Annotated in this window: 13 protein-coding genes; 2 read left to right on the plus strand and 11 right to left on the minus strand. The window is 45.0% G+C overall.

Annotated elements, in window-relative coordinates:
* Positions 1 to 122: 122 nt before the first annotated feature.
* Together J0895_RS10090 and J0895_RS10095 are read right to left on the minus strand one after the other, a co-directional pair.
* A complete protein-coding gene (locus J0895_RS10090) occupies positions 123 to 1199 on the minus strand; it encodes a coiled-coil domain-containing protein (protein WP_207087972.1) in 1077 nt (358 codons plus the stop codon).
* Between the two features lie 81 nt (positions 1200 to 1280).
* A complete protein-coding gene (locus J0895_RS10095; RefSeq protein WP_207087973.1) occupies positions 1281 to 1544 on the minus strand; it encodes a hypothetical protein in 264 nt (87 codons plus the stop codon).
* 407 nt (positions 1545 to 1951) lie between these two features.
* Here J0895_RS10095 and J0895_RS10100 point away from each other — a divergent pair, with 407 nt between their 5' ends.
* On the plus strand, positions 1952 to 5107 hold the full coding sequence (locus J0895_RS10100; RefSeq protein WP_207087974.1) for a DEAD/DEAH box helicase: 3156 nt from the start codon (positions 1952 to 1954) through the stop codon (positions 5105 to 5107).
* Between the two features lie 4 nt (positions 5108 to 5111).
* Positions 5112 to 5951 carry an SWIM zinc finger family protein gene (locus J0895_RS10105; protein ID WP_207087975.1) on the plus strand — a complete coding sequence of 280 codons (840 nt, stop codon included), beginning with the start codon at positions 5112 to 5114 and terminating at the stop codon, positions 5949 to 5951.
* A gap of 107 nt (positions 5952 to 6058) precedes the next feature.
* Here the strand turns inward: J0895_RS10105 and J0895_RS10110 are convergent, their stop codons facing one another.
* From J0895_RS10110 to metH, 9 genes are all read right to left on the minus strand, one after another.
* Complete coding sequence (locus tag J0895_RS10110; RefSeq protein WP_207087976.1) at positions 6059 to 6724, minus strand: Na(+)/H(+) antiporter subunit B; 666 nt, start codon at positions 6722 to 6724, stop codon at positions 6059 to 6061.
* Positions 6724 to 7320 carry a DUF4040 domain-containing protein gene (locus J0895_RS10115; RefSeq protein ID WP_207087977.1) on the minus strand — a complete coding sequence of 199 codons (597 nt, stop codon included), beginning with the start codon at positions 7318 to 7320 and terminating at the stop codon, positions 6724 to 6726. Before J0895_RS10115 ends, J0895_RS10110 begins: the two co-directional genes overlap by 1 nt.
* On the minus strand, positions 7313 to 7591 hold the full coding sequence (locus J0895_RS10120; RefSeq protein WP_207087978.1) for a monovalent cation/H(+) antiporter subunit G: 279 nt from the start codon (positions 7589 to 7591) through the stop codon (positions 7313 to 7315). The genes J0895_RS10115 and J0895_RS10120 overlap by 8 nt, the downstream gene beginning before the upstream one ends.
* Positions 7588 to 7839, minus strand: coding sequence for a hypothetical protein (locus J0895_RS10125; RefSeq protein ID WP_207087984.1), 252 nt, complete (start codon positions 7837 to 7839; stop codon positions 7588 to 7590). The genes J0895_RS10120 and J0895_RS10125 overlap by 4 nt, the downstream gene beginning before the upstream one ends.
* Before the next feature lie 8 nt (positions 7840 to 7847).
* On the minus strand, positions 7848 to 8237 hold the full coding sequence (locus tag J0895_RS10130; RefSeq protein ID WP_207087979.1) for a Na+/H+ antiporter subunit E: 390 nt from the start codon (positions 8235 to 8237) through the stop codon (positions 7848 to 7850).
* 2 nt (positions 8238 to 8239) lie between these two features.
* The gene (locus J0895_RS10135) at positions 8240 to 9682 is read right to left on the minus strand and encodes a cation:proton antiporter (protein WP_207087980.1); all 1443 of its coding nucleotides are present in this window, start codon (positions 9680 to 9682) and stop codon (positions 8240 to 8242) included.
* Positions 9679 to 10017 (minus strand): NADH-quinone oxidoreductase subunit K, encoded by a 339-nt coding sequence (locus tag J0895_RS10140; RefSeq protein ID WP_207087981.1) that lies wholly within the window; start codon positions 10015 to 10017, stop codon positions 9679 to 9681. The genes J0895_RS10135 and J0895_RS10140 overlap by 4 nt, the downstream gene beginning before the upstream one ends.
* Positions 10018 to 10053: 36 nt before the next feature.
* Positions 10054 to 10278: a hypothetical protein gene (locus tag J0895_RS10145; protein WP_207087982.1), complete on the minus strand. Its 225-nt coding sequence runs from the start codon at positions 10276 to 10278 to the stop codon at positions 10054 to 10056.
* Between the two features lie 269 nt (positions 10279 to 10547).
* Positions 10548 to 14153, minus strand: a complete 3606-nt coding sequence (gene metH, locus J0895_RS10150; protein ID WP_207087983.1) for a methionine synthase — start codon at positions 14151 to 14153, stop codon at positions 10548 to 10550.
* Positions 14154 to 14814 lie beyond the last annotated feature (661 nt).

Genomic DNA, 14814 nt, shown 5'->3' on the forward strand with positions numbered 1-14814 from the left:
CCCTTTGCCGTCCCCCAATTGAGACCTTATGCTGGACTGGTTCCCAATCTTAACCTGCCTTGGTCTCTGATGCTGCTAAGTCGATTGGGTGCACCGCGTCTGGGTTGAAACCGGATTTTCACTCAAAAGGTGACTATGGTTTTTTCCTGCGATCGCTCATGTTGCTGTTGCGCCGTAGCTAATTCCTGATCCAGTTCCGCTAAATTGTTTTGAATCCTCTGGATTATAGCCTCAATTTTGGGCTGATTCACCGGCAATTTTTGCCCTAATTCTACATCAGTTTGATAATGAATTTTTAAATAGTTCATCAATTCATGGGTTTGTTGTTGATAGCTATTAAAATCGGCAATGGCTTGAGATAATTCACCTTGAGCATTCTCGTAAGCTAACTGTTGTTCTGCTAATTCCTCTAATAAAGGAGGTAAAGCGGTCCCCAGGCGTTGTCGTTCTGCCTCGGTTAAGGTAATCAGTTGGGTAGTTTGTTGTTGCGTCCGGGTTTCTAAGCGAGAACGGCGCAGTTGGAGTCCTTCTAATTCTCGGGAAATTTGGTGATGGAGTCCTTGGATTGCGACAATTTCTGCCTCAATTTCTGCTTGTTGAAGTTTGAGGATTTCTAGCTGATTGCGGTCCTGTTCTAGGGCAGTTTGCCGGTTAGAAATGTTTCGGCATAAGTCTTCTAAATCTGTGGTTGCGAGTTCCTGTTCAATAGCAGTAAGTTCCGCCCGAGTTTGTTTTAACTCCTGCAACTCTTCCCCCGCTTGACGGAGTTCTAATTCGCGATGAAATAGGGTTTCAGATGCTTCTAGGAGTTGAGCTTTTTCTGTCGTGAATTGCTGAATTTGGGCGGTGCGATCGCGGATTTTATCGGCTAATGCCGCAGGGGTGGTGAGTAGAGGCAACCAAGGGTTTAAAATCGCCAGTTGAGTTTGCAGGGTTTGACTGAGGGCGATCGCCAAGGATTCTAAAGTATCCGGATCCTCCGTTGCCAGCGATCGCAGCACCTCTGGGGCAAAAATTGCCTCCCAGAGTCCCATTCCCTGTTGCACGAATTCAAACGGAAGGGCGACGGTTTCAAATTGATGGAGAGACGATAAAAAATTCGTCTCCCCATCTTCAGAATCTAAACCTAAATTCTGAATTTTCTCTAATAAATTGGCGATTTTATTGAACTGCTGTTGTAGATTTTTCGGGCTTGTCATATCCTGGATCTGGTAAATTCCTTTTTCCAGAATACAGAACAACCGAAACAATGGAGTGAACGAAGGGTTTTAAAGACGGTTCTAGCGGCAATTCACTTCAACCTTGGAATCATCTGGGGTGGGAAGACTAGCTGCTGTTATGCGATCGATGTTTTCCTGTTCCCACTGGATCAGATCTTGCAAGACTTTCCAAGAGGGAGTAAATGCTGGACTGGATAAAGAACAGGATTTCCAGGTTGCTTGAACCGGAACATTGAGTTGCTGGCAAGCCCCACCCCGTCTTCCTTCCGGCTCATAGTACCGACAATTTCGACAGCAAGAAGTTAAAGAATTTAAGGGGTTCATAGCAATGTTTTGTTTAAAGGTCTACTCAAGATTTAACCGGGCTTTCTGTTCAGTTACTGCGTGAATTGATACCGTTTTGAAACAACTTTTATTAAAAAATGTAACAATCTTATTTGAGTAACTACTATCATTACAATGCTTAACATGAACTAAAATGTAATCCAAGATACGAACAGAGACATCCGGTCCCGGTGAAATCTCCCCAAGGGTTTTCCGTGATTTCCATTTTGGGACCGGCAATCCAAGGTTGCTGAAGCTAAATTGGTAACATCAGGGCGATCGCCCCTTGAGCGAGAGTGATTATGGTACTCTATAAACTACCCCCATCATCAGGGGTATTTGTTACATCTCTCCTCGGTTGCATCGCCGTAGGACATCCCTCAACCCCTTAACCTTGCGATTTGTGTATGAAAATCCTTCATGGCACTTGGATCCCAAACAACACCAGCGAGTTCATTCGTCAGGGTCAATTTTACCTCTGGGTCGAAACCATTCCTAAACCCAGCCGCAAAAAGCCCAGTTTACGCCATCCCGCCCATTTAGAAAAAGCGGAATTGGCGGAATTTTTGCGGGCAAACTTGGGAATTCCTGAACTCTGCCAAAATGGCATCAAAAATCGCATTTTCTCTCAGTATTTTATTCTACCCACCACGGGTGATCAACCCTTACCTTCCGTAGAACTATTTCGCTACCTAGAAGATGAACCCCCGGAAACCTGCGAGTTTCATCCCTGGGAAATTGATTGTTATCACCTCGAAGATATCGTCAAGAACGACCCCGTAAAATCGGTGACTAAAACCTTAAATGATTTACACTTTATCGCCATCAATAATCTGGCAGAGGTTCAGCTTGGCGCGGACTTAATGTTTTGGTATCAGTACAGTCAAGCCTTTAAACAAATTATTCTCAAAGACCAATACATTCCGGCCTTAAAATATGCCACCCTAACCTCCACCACCGGAAAAGGGAAAAAAGCCAAAACCGTTCAAACCGAAGAATATTACTCCAGTTGGGAAATTTTATCCCAACAATACGAAACCGATATTCAGCAGTATAGCGAGGCGATGCCCTTGGCCTGTGTTGCCGGGTTTGCGGCAATTCCTACACCCTTAGAGTTTTACGAACGGTCCAGTTTACTGCGCAATTTTTCTGAATGTTTATTAAATAATTTAGTCGGCGAAACTCCCATTACCCAAACGGTCTCCAAACAGTTTGATGACTCTTTTATCTACACCAGTAAAAGTAGTAGAAAAAGGTCCGATGTTTCCCGAGAGATTTACCAGCAGTGGTCCAGTTGGAAAGACCGATTATCCAGCGCACAATTAACAGCCCCATTTTACCTCTGTTTTCAACTCCAAGAAGGAACCGCAGAAGAACCAGATTTGTGGCGAATTGACTTTGTAGCTTCTTCTAAGAAAGACCCCTCGCTAAAACTTCCATTAGAGGAGTATTGGAGTCTGAGTAAAGCTGAGAAAAAAACATTTCACAAAAACTTTGGGGCTGATTTTGAAAAAAATCTGTTATTAAATTTGGGCTATGCTGCCCGGATGTATCCTCTCCTGTCCAAAGGGTTAGAAACGGACCGTCCGACGGGATTAGATTTAACCTTGTCGGAAGCGTTTGAGTTCCTTAAAGAAAGTGCCTGGATTTTAGAAGATTCCGGCTATAAAGTCATCGTTCCTGCTTGGTGGACACCAGAAGGACGCAGACGTGCGACCCTCCGCCTGAAAGCCTCCTCTAAGAAAAAGAAATCAGGGGGACAAGCAAAGAAAGGTCTGTTTAGTTTACAGCAAATTATTCAATATAAATATGAGCTTTCTATTGCTGGACAGCCGGTTAGTGAAGCGGAATGGAATCAACTGGTTGAGGCGAAAACTCCCTTGGTCCAATTTCGCGGGGAATGGATTGAGTTAGACCCGAAGAAAATGCAGCAAATGTTGGAATTTTGGCAGTCTCATAAAGATGAACAGCCAGAAATGTCCTTGCAAGAGTTTATGCAGAAAATTAGCGATGCCTCTGATGAAATCGAAGTAGAACAGGATGAGGTATTGGCTGAGATGATGGCAAAACTGCGAGATAGTAGCCGTCTGGAACCCATTGAAAATCCGGCACAATTACAAGGGATGTTGAGAGAGTATCAAAAACGCGGGGTTGCCTGGGTGCAATACTTGGAACAGTTAGGACTCAATGGCTGTCTCGCCGATGATATGGGGTTGGGAAAATCATTACAAGTGATTGCCTGTTTGGTGTTAGAACGAGAGGGAGAGGAGAAGCCTTTGCCGACGTTATTAATTGCGCCAACTTCGGTGATTGGTAACTGGCAAAGAGAGATTGAACGGTTTGCACCCCATATCACTTCAATGATCCATCACGGCAGCGATCGCCTCAAAGATGAGAAGGAATTCAAAGCTGAGAGTTTAAAATATGATATGGTGATTACTTCGTTTACTTTGGCCCGCAAAGATGACCAACTATTTAAGGGAGTAAAGTGGCATCGTGTCGTTGTGGATGAAGCCCAAAATATCAAGAATCCTCAAGCGGCACAAACCAAGGCGATCGCCAAACTGCCTTCCACTCATCGCCTTGCTTTAACGGGAACCCCCATTGAAAACCGGCTGTTAGATTTATGGTCAATTTTCAATTTCCTGAATCCCGGATATTTGGGGAAAGAAGCCCAGTTTCGCAAGGGCTTTGAAATGCCGATTCAAAAAGATAATGACCCGATTAAATCAATCACGTTAAAACGCTTAGTCGAACCCTTTATCCTGCGTCGGGTGAAAACGGACCGTTCGATTATTAAGGATTTGCCCGATAAAGTCGAACAGAAACAATATTGCAACCTCACCAAAGAACAGGCTTCGTTATATGAAGCGGTGGTCAAAGATGTGGCGGAACAGTTAGAACAAGCCGAAGGCATTCAGCGCAAAGGCTTAATTTTATCTACCCTGATGAAGCTGAAGCAAATTTGTAACCATCCCGCCCAATTTTTACAAGATAACAGTGAGTTTTTACCCTCGCGATCGCATAAATTGGAACGGCTAGTGGAGATGCTAGAAGAAGTCATCGCTGAAGGAGAAAGCCTGCTAATTTTCAGCCAATTTACCGAAATTTGTGGGGCATTAGAGAAGTACCTGAAACAGACGTTCTATTACAAAACCCATTATTTACATGGGGGAACCCCGCGTCAAAAACGGGAAAAAATGATTGCTGAGTTTCAAGACCCCGAAACCGAACCCTCCATCTTTATTCTGTCCTTAAAAGCGGGTGGAGTGGGGATTACCCTGACTAAAGCCAATCATGTATTCCATTTCGATCGCTGGTGGAACCCGGCAGTCGAAGATCAAGCCACCGATCGCGCCTTCCGGATTGGACAAGAGAAAAATGTGTTTGTCCATAAATTTATTGCGATCGGAACCCTGGAAGAACGAATCGATCGCACCCTGGAAGATAAAAAGCGCCTCTCCTCTGCGATCGTCGGCAATGATGAATCATGGTTAACCGAACTGGATAACGACAGTTTCAAACAACTGATTGCCTTAAATAAACAAGCAATTTTGGAGTAAAATTATGACAAAATTTAGCAGAACCTGGTGGGGAAAACGCTTTATTAGCGCCTTAGAAGACTTTACCGATTCCAGCCGACTGGGACGGGGCAGGTCCTACGCCAACAATGGCAAAATCAAAGAATATCGGATTGTCAATAACCAAATTACCGCCAAAGTTCGGGGGTCGGTTAATCCCTATTATGGAGTGTACAAAGAACCCCTTTATACTACTAAAATTGAAATCACCCCGATTTCTCCGGCGCAATGGTCCAAAGCCATTAAAACCATTGCCTCCAATGCCAGTTTTGTCTCCAAACTGTTAATGAATGAAGTGCCGGATAATATTGATTCCGCCTTTGCTGAGTTGAAACTGCATTTACTTCCGGACAGTCGCAAAGACTTCAAAACAACCTGTTCTTGTCCCGACTATGCTAACCCTTGTAAACATATTGCTGGAGTTTATTATTTAGTTGCGGCGCAATTAGATTCTGACCCATTTTTACTCTTTGAACTGCGGGGACTCTCGCGGGAAGATTTGCAAACCGAACTGGCAAAAACCCCATTAGGAGAAGCCCTTTCTGCCTCCTTACATGAAACTGCGATCGCCCCAGAAGCCTCAGAATCCTATTACACCGAACCGGAACGAGTCCCCATCAATGCCACCGCCGATTTAAAAGAATTTTGGATGGGTTCTAAACGACTACCACCGCCACCCCCGCCCTCCCAACCGGCGATCGTTCCTGCCATTCTGATTAAAAAAGCCGGTGATTTTCCTCCCTTTTGGCAAAAAGATACTTCTTTCATTGAAGTGATGTCCGACTTTTACACTCGCGTCAAAACCAAAAATAAAGAAGTTTTGTAAGTCCAGTCCCTTCCTCTTTGGATTGGGGAGGGGACTGAATCATGGATTGTTTCCCCGCATAAATGGGATGACCTAAAATGTAGGCTACTTTTAAAAAGCTCGACCCCTCACAACAAGCCACGATAGCGAATAAAGAGTAAAATTACTGCCCATGAACCCAAGGCGACTTTAATAGCAACCAGGATGTTTAAAATGGGCAGAATTCCCCCACTGACCAAAGCGCCAAATTGACCATAAGGTAACTCAATTCCCCCCAGGGTGAGCATGGCTAATCCGATAAAAATGATGACGGAAATTTTTTCCCAAGTTGCGGTATGCCAACGCTTATAAATAGACTGCATCAGTTCCATTGATGAAGTAATGGCGATTAACCCGATCGCCGTCCCTCCCGCTACTCCACCAGCAAATCCTCCCCCAGGACTTAAATGGCCGCGAATTGCCAGTTCGATGCCAACTAATGCGGCAATTGTTGCCCCTAAACGGGCTAAAACAATGGAGGGCTGATCGTTAAATTGATGCACATGAGTTGAAGGCTTTTCGTTGGCGAGTAAATATTTTACTCCCACAATGGAAATCGAAAAAACCACGACTTCAAAGATAGTATCGTACAAGCGATTTCTCAAAATAATCCCAGATACCGCATTAGGAACCCCACTATCCTGGATTACAGATTGCACGATTTCTAGGTTACTTTCATCCGCTAGGATAGAATTAGATGTGAATAAAATTTTCAGAGAAAGTGCGATTCCCGCGAGAACATAAATCCATTTCATTAATGCTGCTCCGATGAACTTAAGGGACTAATTAAAGGATTGAAATAAGTAACGTTTGTCTCTGATGGTAGTTCCTCTTTCATGATTTCATAGAGACGTTGAATCCTTGTAGTGGTCTGATATCCGGTTACTTTTTCTAAGGTAGTTGTGAAGGTGCGATCGCCATGTTCTACCGGCGTTGGCTGCACATAAATGGCATGAATTTCTTTTTCTTTAAAGGCTTGATTCAAAGCTAATTCATCGTGATAAGGCACTAATTCAAGGCGCATATACCGTTTGGCAAAAATTGCGCGTAAATCGTCAATGGGTTTTCCGGTAGGGCGATCGCCTTCAATCCACTCATCTTCAATAAACCCCAGGCGCATCACCATTGAGGAACGCACCGCCACCGCATACAGAGTAATCGCCAGTAATGTCCCCATTAACGCTTCCGTTAACGCCACATCTGCCGCGCCTAATAGGGCATAAACCAAGGCCGCCACTGCCCCTAATATCCCCCGAATAATTAGGGCATGAAAGGGATTCGATTGCATCACTAACATACAAGCAGATAACGGCAATAGCGCCACAATCGCATAGATATAAAAATCAGTCATGAGTCTCATCTCCACTGGAACAATAGGCTAAAACATATCCCAAAATTGTATTCCAAATGGCTAAAGAAATTAGGGCCAGCATAATTAAAGGCCATTCCCTGGGGATTCTCAGCAGCAATCCAATGGTGATGGACATGGAACCCAGGGTATCCGACACCGAAAGAGTATGGAGCTTATATAACACCGATCGCTCCCCCAGTAACGGATAAGTCCCCCAAAACCAGAAGAAAATTCCTAACCCAATACAACCATAACTCAAGAAATCAATCATAATTCATTCAAGCGTTTCACAATATGAGCGAGTAACATTAAACCGGCATTCCCCACGCTGAGGATAATCACTCCCGCGACCCCGATATTCCAATCATCCCGAAACACGGAAACAACTAAAATCATAATAGAAGTTTTCGTCGCAATGCTGGCAAAAGCCAACATTTTTTGCCAAACATCATCATCTTTCCAGGCTTCATACATTGGAATCAGCAGAGCCAAAATCATGGCAAACAGTATCCCATTCATCATTAGATTCATTCAGGACTTCTCCGGCGCAAACGATGGACTTCATACCAGCCTTCTTCGTGATATTTTACAACAATCGTCTTGGGGGTAAAGGTAATCAAGAAAATGTCTAAAAACACCAATCCCGGCGAACGAAGAGGGGGCACTCGTTCCCGGGTAACATCTTCAAATCTATGGGGAAACAAGATGATTTCAAAAGCTTCCATATAGGCGATTGGAACGGCCACGATAATCTCCCACAATGCCCGCATCCAATCTTGAATATGCCCCTTAATTTTATGATTGTGAGGCAATAGCAGGGAGATGATGACTCCGATCAGGATATTCTGTGAACTCAGGTCCGCAGTCAACAGAAACCAAATGATCAATCGTAAGATTAAATTAAGATATCCTATCATAATTAATGCCAACTCCAGGCAAACCAAAACAGCAAAATTGAAATCAGACTCATCACTCCAATTAAATGCTCAAATTCCTCGAACATTCGGGGTAAATTCAAAACCAACCGTTGAATGATGGCTAGATAAATCACTGCACCCACTGCCACAATCCCAATCGCTTTGAGAATATTGGCAACCGTATAAAGTTCATAATGGACCGCATTGGCGAAAATTAATCCCCCCAACAAGAGACCGGTCGCCAACCAAAACCCCATCCGCATGGGTGGGTTAGATTCAGTCCTGACATGAGGGAGAAAAATCAACTTTGAAAAGCAGATTACCGTTCCTACTGCCGCCAGATTCATGGGGATAGTTTGCCAAGACACCAAATGTTCTAGGGTTAACATCTTCGCTTCAAAACCGGCTAACAAGGGAAACCCACAGATGGATAAACTCCCTAAAATCAGGGGAATCCATAACGCGGTAGTCATCGGATTAGTTTGCAGTGTCTTCAAGTCACGACTGGGCAAATTCCCAACAATTAGAAACAAACTCGATTTCGCCATTCCGTGGGTGAGGGCATAAAAACCCGCGACTTCGGGGGCGGAAATAATCCACCCTAACTGGGAAACGGTGCTAAAGGCTAATAGGCGCTTGGTATCTTTTTCAAACATGGCATAACTCACCCCTAAAATCGCCGTTCCCACTCCAAAAATCTGTACAATTGGACTAACTTCTTCTAAAATTAGAGCGCAACGGACTAAGGGAAATGCACCGGCTTTGACGACAATTCCCGACAGCAGGGCCGACACCGGGGTTTCTGATTCTGAATGGGTTAAAGGTAACCACAATCCCGAGACAAAAATGCCAGCCTTGCTTAATAATCCCATGAAAATTAAAGCCAAGGCTTCCGGTGGTGCATCTCGCAATCCTTCAAAACTAAAGGAATGATGAGCTTTATAAACTAGAATTGCCCCCACTAGATAAAACAACATGGCGATATTGCTGACAAACAGATAGCGCAGGGCCACCCAAATCGAGCGATCGGTTCTCGGATAGCTCACCAGCAATGAAGCCGCAATTCCGCTCACCTCTAGCGCCACATATACACTAATAAAATCAGTGGAAATAAAGGCGGCATTGAGGCTACCATGCAGAATAATCATCTGGGCATAAAAGAAAGCACTTTTCTCCGTTTGCAAGCAGTACAGAATCACCGCAGCGGTTACTAAGGCATTGGTTAAAATAAAGTAACTGCTCAGGTGATCAATGAATAACGTCACCCCAGTCGAATCGAGTAATTGCAACGCAATCGGGGAGTTCATCAAAAATACTTGGACTGCAAATACCGCAGAAGCCAATGCCGTGAAGCTGACTAGGTAGCGATCCAGTTGGGGAAGGATAAAAATCGTGAATCCGGCCAAAAAAGGCAGGGCCATCCATAGAATTGTCAGGGTATTCATGGGGTATTATTTTTTTCGATTTCGGTGATTTCTAAAGTTGGATTATCCCGGGCTAATTTCATCACCCCGACTAACATTAAAGCCTGAATGGAAAACCCAATCACGATCGCCGTTAAAATCACAGCTTGGGGAACTGGATCAGCGTAGGCTACTTTGTCAGTCCCATCGGCGACAATAGGCGTAACCATACCCCCTCGGGATGCCACAAATACATAGTAGGCAATCACCCCTGTACTCATGACATCCATTGAAACAATTTTCATCAATAGGTTCTTTTTAAAGAGAATTCCAAAGAATCCACACAAAATGGTAGCAAGGACAAAAGCTTCTAACACGGCAAGGGTTGGCGGGGTAAGGAGGACGGGGTACGCTCAGGGAACGATTGAATTTAATGATTGTACAATAATCGGGTACAGTTTGGAATATCCTCCCGGAGAAAAATCATAAGATTTTTTCGGGTAGCTTCCGAAGTCTAGCTTATATTCCAATCCTTGCAGCCGTTGTCTCATGGATCCAATGTTGAAGCTTTCGGCAGTCAGTAAAGCGATCGCTGTTGCTCCTGTGCGCGGTGCTGTTTGTGCCTGTGCGTGGTACACTTACATCTTGCTCCCTGGCTTGATTACAAATCATTTAGAATTGCTATAGATACCGCGGTAAAAAGGCTGATGGGATTAAATATTTAAAAGCCATCCTGAGAATATCAGGTCCCTTCATGAATTTCCCCTATTTCAATCAATCAATCTCCCTATCTTAAACCTTCAGGGTGAACAAAAAAGCCCCCCTAAATCAGGGGGGTAGGGGGAATCAATCCAAAATTATCCCATAAATCTCTTGAGTTGACAGCGCATTCCGCCAACTCAAAAGATTAGGCACTAAAGTATTTCGCCGCCGGGTGATAGGTGACGATCGCCGTCGTGGATTGTTCAGGATAAAGCTGTTCACTTTCATCCATCTCCAAGTGAATGCGATCGCTGCCTAACAAATCCAACTGCTTATACTGATCCTGCATATTCGGACAAGCGGGATACCCGAAACTATACCGAGAACCCCGATAACGCTGTTGCAAAATCTCCCGAATATTATCCGGTTCCTCACTGGCAAATCCCAACTCGCGACGAATCCGCGCGTGTAACCATTCCGCGATCGCCTCCGCTGTTTGCACCGCAATCCCATGAAAATACAAATAATCCGTATAGCGATCGCCATCAAACAACTGTTTCGCATACTCCGTCGCCACTTCTCCCACCGTCACCGCATGCATGGGAAACACATCAATATGACCCGTTTCCTTCGGTGCAAAAAAGTCTGCAATACATAACCGCCGCATCGACTTTTGGCGAGGAAACTCAAAAGTAGCCACGGGTTCAGTTACCGCACCTTTTTCCCCTTCCTCCGGTTGGTAAATCAGCAAACTATTCCCCTCAGCTTGACAGGGAAAATAGCCATAAACCGCCTGGGGATGTAACAAATTATCCGAGAATACCCGTTCCTTCCAAGTCGCTAAAATGGGATGCACCGTTTCCGCCAAAAAAGCATCATACTCTTCCCGAGATTGACCTTGAGGCTTACGGAATTGCCATTGTCCCACAAATAGCGCTTGTAAATCCATATACTCAAACACCTCCTCCAACGGAATATCCTCCGGTTGCAGCACCTTCGTTCCCCAAAATGGCGGCGTAGGACGCTCAATCTCAATCGCCACCGCCTCAGAACGGCGCGTATCAACTTCCGCCGGTTCTTGAGATTTTGGAGTCGCCTTTTCTAGCTTTTCCCCATTCTCCGAAGTTGCTAATCCTGCACTTCCTTTAGCTTCAGCTTCATCCAAGAACCCAGCAAAATCATCCCAGTTTTGGGCCAGTTTAGCAGGCATCAATTTATCCATGAAATGCAAGTCAGAAAAGGCATCTTTCCCATAAACTACTTGACCCTTGTAAGTATTCTGACAATCCTCATGGACAAACTTCGGAGTCAGCGCCGCACCCCCCAAAATCACCGGAACACTAATTTCCCGTTCATTAAACACCGCCAAATTTTCCTTCATAAACGCAGTAGACTTCACCAAAAGCCCACTCATGGCAATGCAATCAGCCCGATGTTCCTCGTATGCTTGGATAATATTATCCACCGGCTGCTTAATCCCTAAATTAATCACCCGATACCCATTATTGGTCAGAATAATATCCACCAAATTCTTCCCAATATCGTGAACATCGCCTTTCACCGTGGCAATGATTACCGTCCCTTTTGCATTATCTTTTTTCCCCTCTTCAGACCCTTCTTTTTCCATAAAGGGTTCAAGATAAGCCACCGCTGCCTTCATCGTTTCCGCCGATTGCAACACAAAGGGTAATTGCATTTGTCCCGAACCAAACAATTCCCCGACAACCTTCATCCCATCCAAGAGATACTGATTAATAATCGCCAGAGGAGGATAGGTTTCTAAAGCTAGGGTAAGGGCGTCGTTTAACCCAATCCGTTCGCCGTCAATAATGTGATTTTTGAGGCGTTCTTCAATGGGCAAACTAGCATCGATTGAGCGGTCCCGTTTGGTAGTTTTCCCTTGGAAAAATTCCGTTACTTTCGCCAGGGGGTCATAAATACAAACATCCCCCTCAAACCGACGGCGATCGTAAATCAAATCCCGACAGACTTCTTGCTGTTTCGGGTCAATTTTTGCCAAGGGTAAAATCTTGCTGGCACTTACAATCGCGCTATCCAACCCCACCTGCATTGCTTCATTCAAAAACACCGAATTCAGCACTTGACGCGCCGCCGGATTCAAGCCGAAGGAAATATTAGAAACCCCTAACAAAAGGTGACAACCGGGTAATTCTTCCCGAATTCGGCGAATCGACTCAATCGTAGCTTTCCCATTCTCCCGATCTTCTTCAATCCCCGTAGAAATCGGTAACGCCAGGGTATCAAAAAACAATTCATGGGCGGGGACACCATAGGCGATCGCCGCATCATAGGCACGTTTGGCAATTTCAAACTTGCGATCTGCCGTCCGCGCCATCCCCTCCTCATCAATCGTGCCAACAACCACCCCCGCACCATACTGCTTCGCTAAACCTAGCACTTTGTAGAACCGTTCTTCCCCATCTTCATAGTTGGTAGAGTTCATCAAACACTTACCCCCGGCGACTTTCAACCCCGCCTCCATCTTCTCCCATTCCGTCGAATCCAGCATCAGAGGCAGAGTCGCATTCGTCACCAACCGGGACACCAACTGGTGCATATCGTGCACCCCATCCCGTCCCACATAGTCTACGTTCACATCCAAAATGTGAGCGCCTTCTCGCACTTGTTCCCGTCCCAGGGCCACTAATCCATCCCAATCTTCCGCATTCAGCATCTCCCGGCACTTCTTAGAACCGCTGGCATTCAGCCGTTCCCCGACAATCAGGAACGAATTATCCTGTTTATATGGTTGTGCACTATAAATCGAAGCCGCAGCCGGAGTATATTGGAACAAATTGCGAGGCGGAGGACTGCCATTTTCACCCCAAACCCGCACCGGACGTTCTTTCGGCTTCAAACTCTTAGACAATTCCGCTAACTGGGCAATGTGAGGCGCTTGCGTCCCACAACACCCGCCAATCACCTGCACTCCCAAATCTTCCACAAAGTGCATCAACGCCATCCGCAACTCCATCGGAGTCAACTTGTAATGCGCCTGTCCCCCAATATTTTCCGGTAACCCGGCATTGGGAATACAAGACACCACAAAGGGAGAATTTTCAGCCAAATACCGGATATGTTCCTTCATTTGAGCCGGACCCGTGGCACAATTGAGACCTAAAATATCAATGGGATAGGGTTCTAAAATGGCTAAAGCTGCACTAATATCAGAACCGACCAACATCGTCCCCATCACTTCCATCGTGATGGAAACCATCAAGGGCAACCGCTGACCTTTTTTTTCAAAAACTGCTTCAATGCCATTCAATGCTGCTTTAATTTGCAACACATCCTGACAAGTTTCTACAATTAATAAATCAACACCGCCATCAATTAGACCTTCCGCTTGTTCACTAAAAGCGTTTTTCAGGGTATCGAAATCAATATGTCCCAAAGTGGGTAATTTTGTCCCGGGACCGATGGAACCGGCCACAAATCGCGGCTTTTCAGGGGTAGAATATTCGGCAGCGACGCTTTTAGCTAGTTCGGCAGCGGTTTTATTCAGTTCATAAGCGCGATCGCCGATATCATATTCCGCCAACACAATGGAAGTCCCGCCAAAGGTGTCGGTTTCAATCACATCGGCACCCGCTTCCAGGAACCCGCGATGGACCAGTTTCACGGCTTCTGGCTTCGTATAGACGAGATATTCGTTGCAGCCTTCAAAGTCCTTGCCGCCAAAGTCATCAGCAGTAAGGTTTTGAAATTGCAGACTGGTACCCATCGCCCCATCAAAAACCAGAACCGGGCGATCGGGACTATGCAGACGTTGGAGAAAGGAAGGGGTCATAGCAACATCAAGATAAGATTTAGTATTTGATTACTTTATCTTATTCTGGTTTGGGATTCAGCAGTCCAGACTCGGAGTTTTTGGATCCACTCTCCCCCGTGGCGCGAGGCAGGGTGAAAGTATAATCAGGGAACACAGGGGTGGCCCCTTTCCGCTGGGGACCTCGGGTTTCTTGTGAAGTGGCGAGGAACCCATGATGATTGGATATCCCATCCCCTGATTCCCTCGCCAATCAAACCCAACTGCGCTGTCAAGCCCCGAATCCTTCTTGATTCAGAGAATTCAATCGATTTTCTAGTAAAGTTGTTGCAGTAGGTCTAGCTGGCGAATGGCCAACAGATTAGTCATGAGTGAAGTGTTGCTAACGACTGTCACAAAGATATAATACGGAGTGTAGTTGAATTTGAATTTAAAGGGTTACAAACACATTTTTTGGATTTATGATTTTTATAATATTCTTTCTTGATGCTTGCTAAACCGGCCTCTTTGAAATCCCTTCTTTTAAGTCTAATTTGATAGGTGGGTAGTCCTAAATATGTAATGATGCTCAGAAGTTGCTGATAGAAAATTAGCGGTTTTGTAAAAAACAAGAGTAAAAACAACCACTTTTAAATAAGCTGGACTTATTGAAGTTATTTAAAATAAAAATATTTCTACCGAA

Origin of the sequence: Phormidium pseudopriestleyi FRX01 (assembly GCF_017313335.1) — a bacterium.
Classification (GTDB): Bacteria; Cyanobacteriota; Cyanobacteriia; order Cyanobacteriales; family Laspinemataceae; genus Laspinema; species Laspinema pseudopriestleyi.

Excerpts from the sequence above, each read along its gene's own strand:
- J0895_RS10125 (WP_207087984.1), bottom strand. The coding sequence starts at position 7,839 with ATGAATGGGATACTGTTTGCCATGATTTTGGCTCTGCTGATTCCAATG.
- J0895_RS10110 (WP_207087976.1), bottom strand. The coding sequence starts at position 6,724 with ATGAAATGGATTTATGTTCTCGCGGGAATCGCACTTTCTCTGAAAATT.
- J0895_RS10115 (WP_207087977.1), bottom strand. The coding sequence starts at position 7,320 with ATGACTGATTTTTATATCTATGCGATTGTGGCGCTATTGCCGTTATCT.
- metH (WP_207087983.1), bottom strand. The coding sequence starts at position 14,153 with ATGACCCCTTCCTTTCTCCAACGTCTGCATAGTCCCGATCGCCCGGTT.
- J0895_RS10135 (WP_207087980.1), bottom strand. The coding sequence starts at position 9,682 with ATGAATACCCTGACAATTCTATGGATGGCCCTGCCTTTTTTGGCCGGA.
- J0895_RS10130 (WP_207087979.1), bottom strand. The coding sequence starts at position 8,237 with ATGATAGGATATCTTAATTTAATCTTACGATTGATCATTTGGTTTCTG.
- J0895_RS10095 (WP_207087973.1), bottom strand. The coding sequence starts at position 1,544 with ATGAACCCCTTAAATTCTTTAACTTCTTGCTGTCGAAATTGTCGGTAC.
- J0895_RS10105 (WP_207087975.1), top strand. The coding sequence starts at position 5,112 with ATGACAAAATTTAGCAGAACCTGGTGGGGAAAACGCTTTATTAGCGCC.
- J0895_RS10100 (WP_207087974.1), top strand. The coding sequence starts at position 1,952 with ATGAAAATCCTTCATGGCACTTGGATCCCAAACAACACCAGCGAGTTC.
- J0895_RS10090 (WP_207087972.1), bottom strand. The coding sequence starts at position 1,199 with ATGACAAGCCCGAAAAATCTACAACAGCAGTTCAATAAAATCGCCAAT.
- J0895_RS10120 (WP_207087978.1), bottom strand. The coding sequence starts at position 7,591 with ATGATTGATTTCTTGAGTTATGGTTGTATTGGGTTAGGAATTTTCTTC.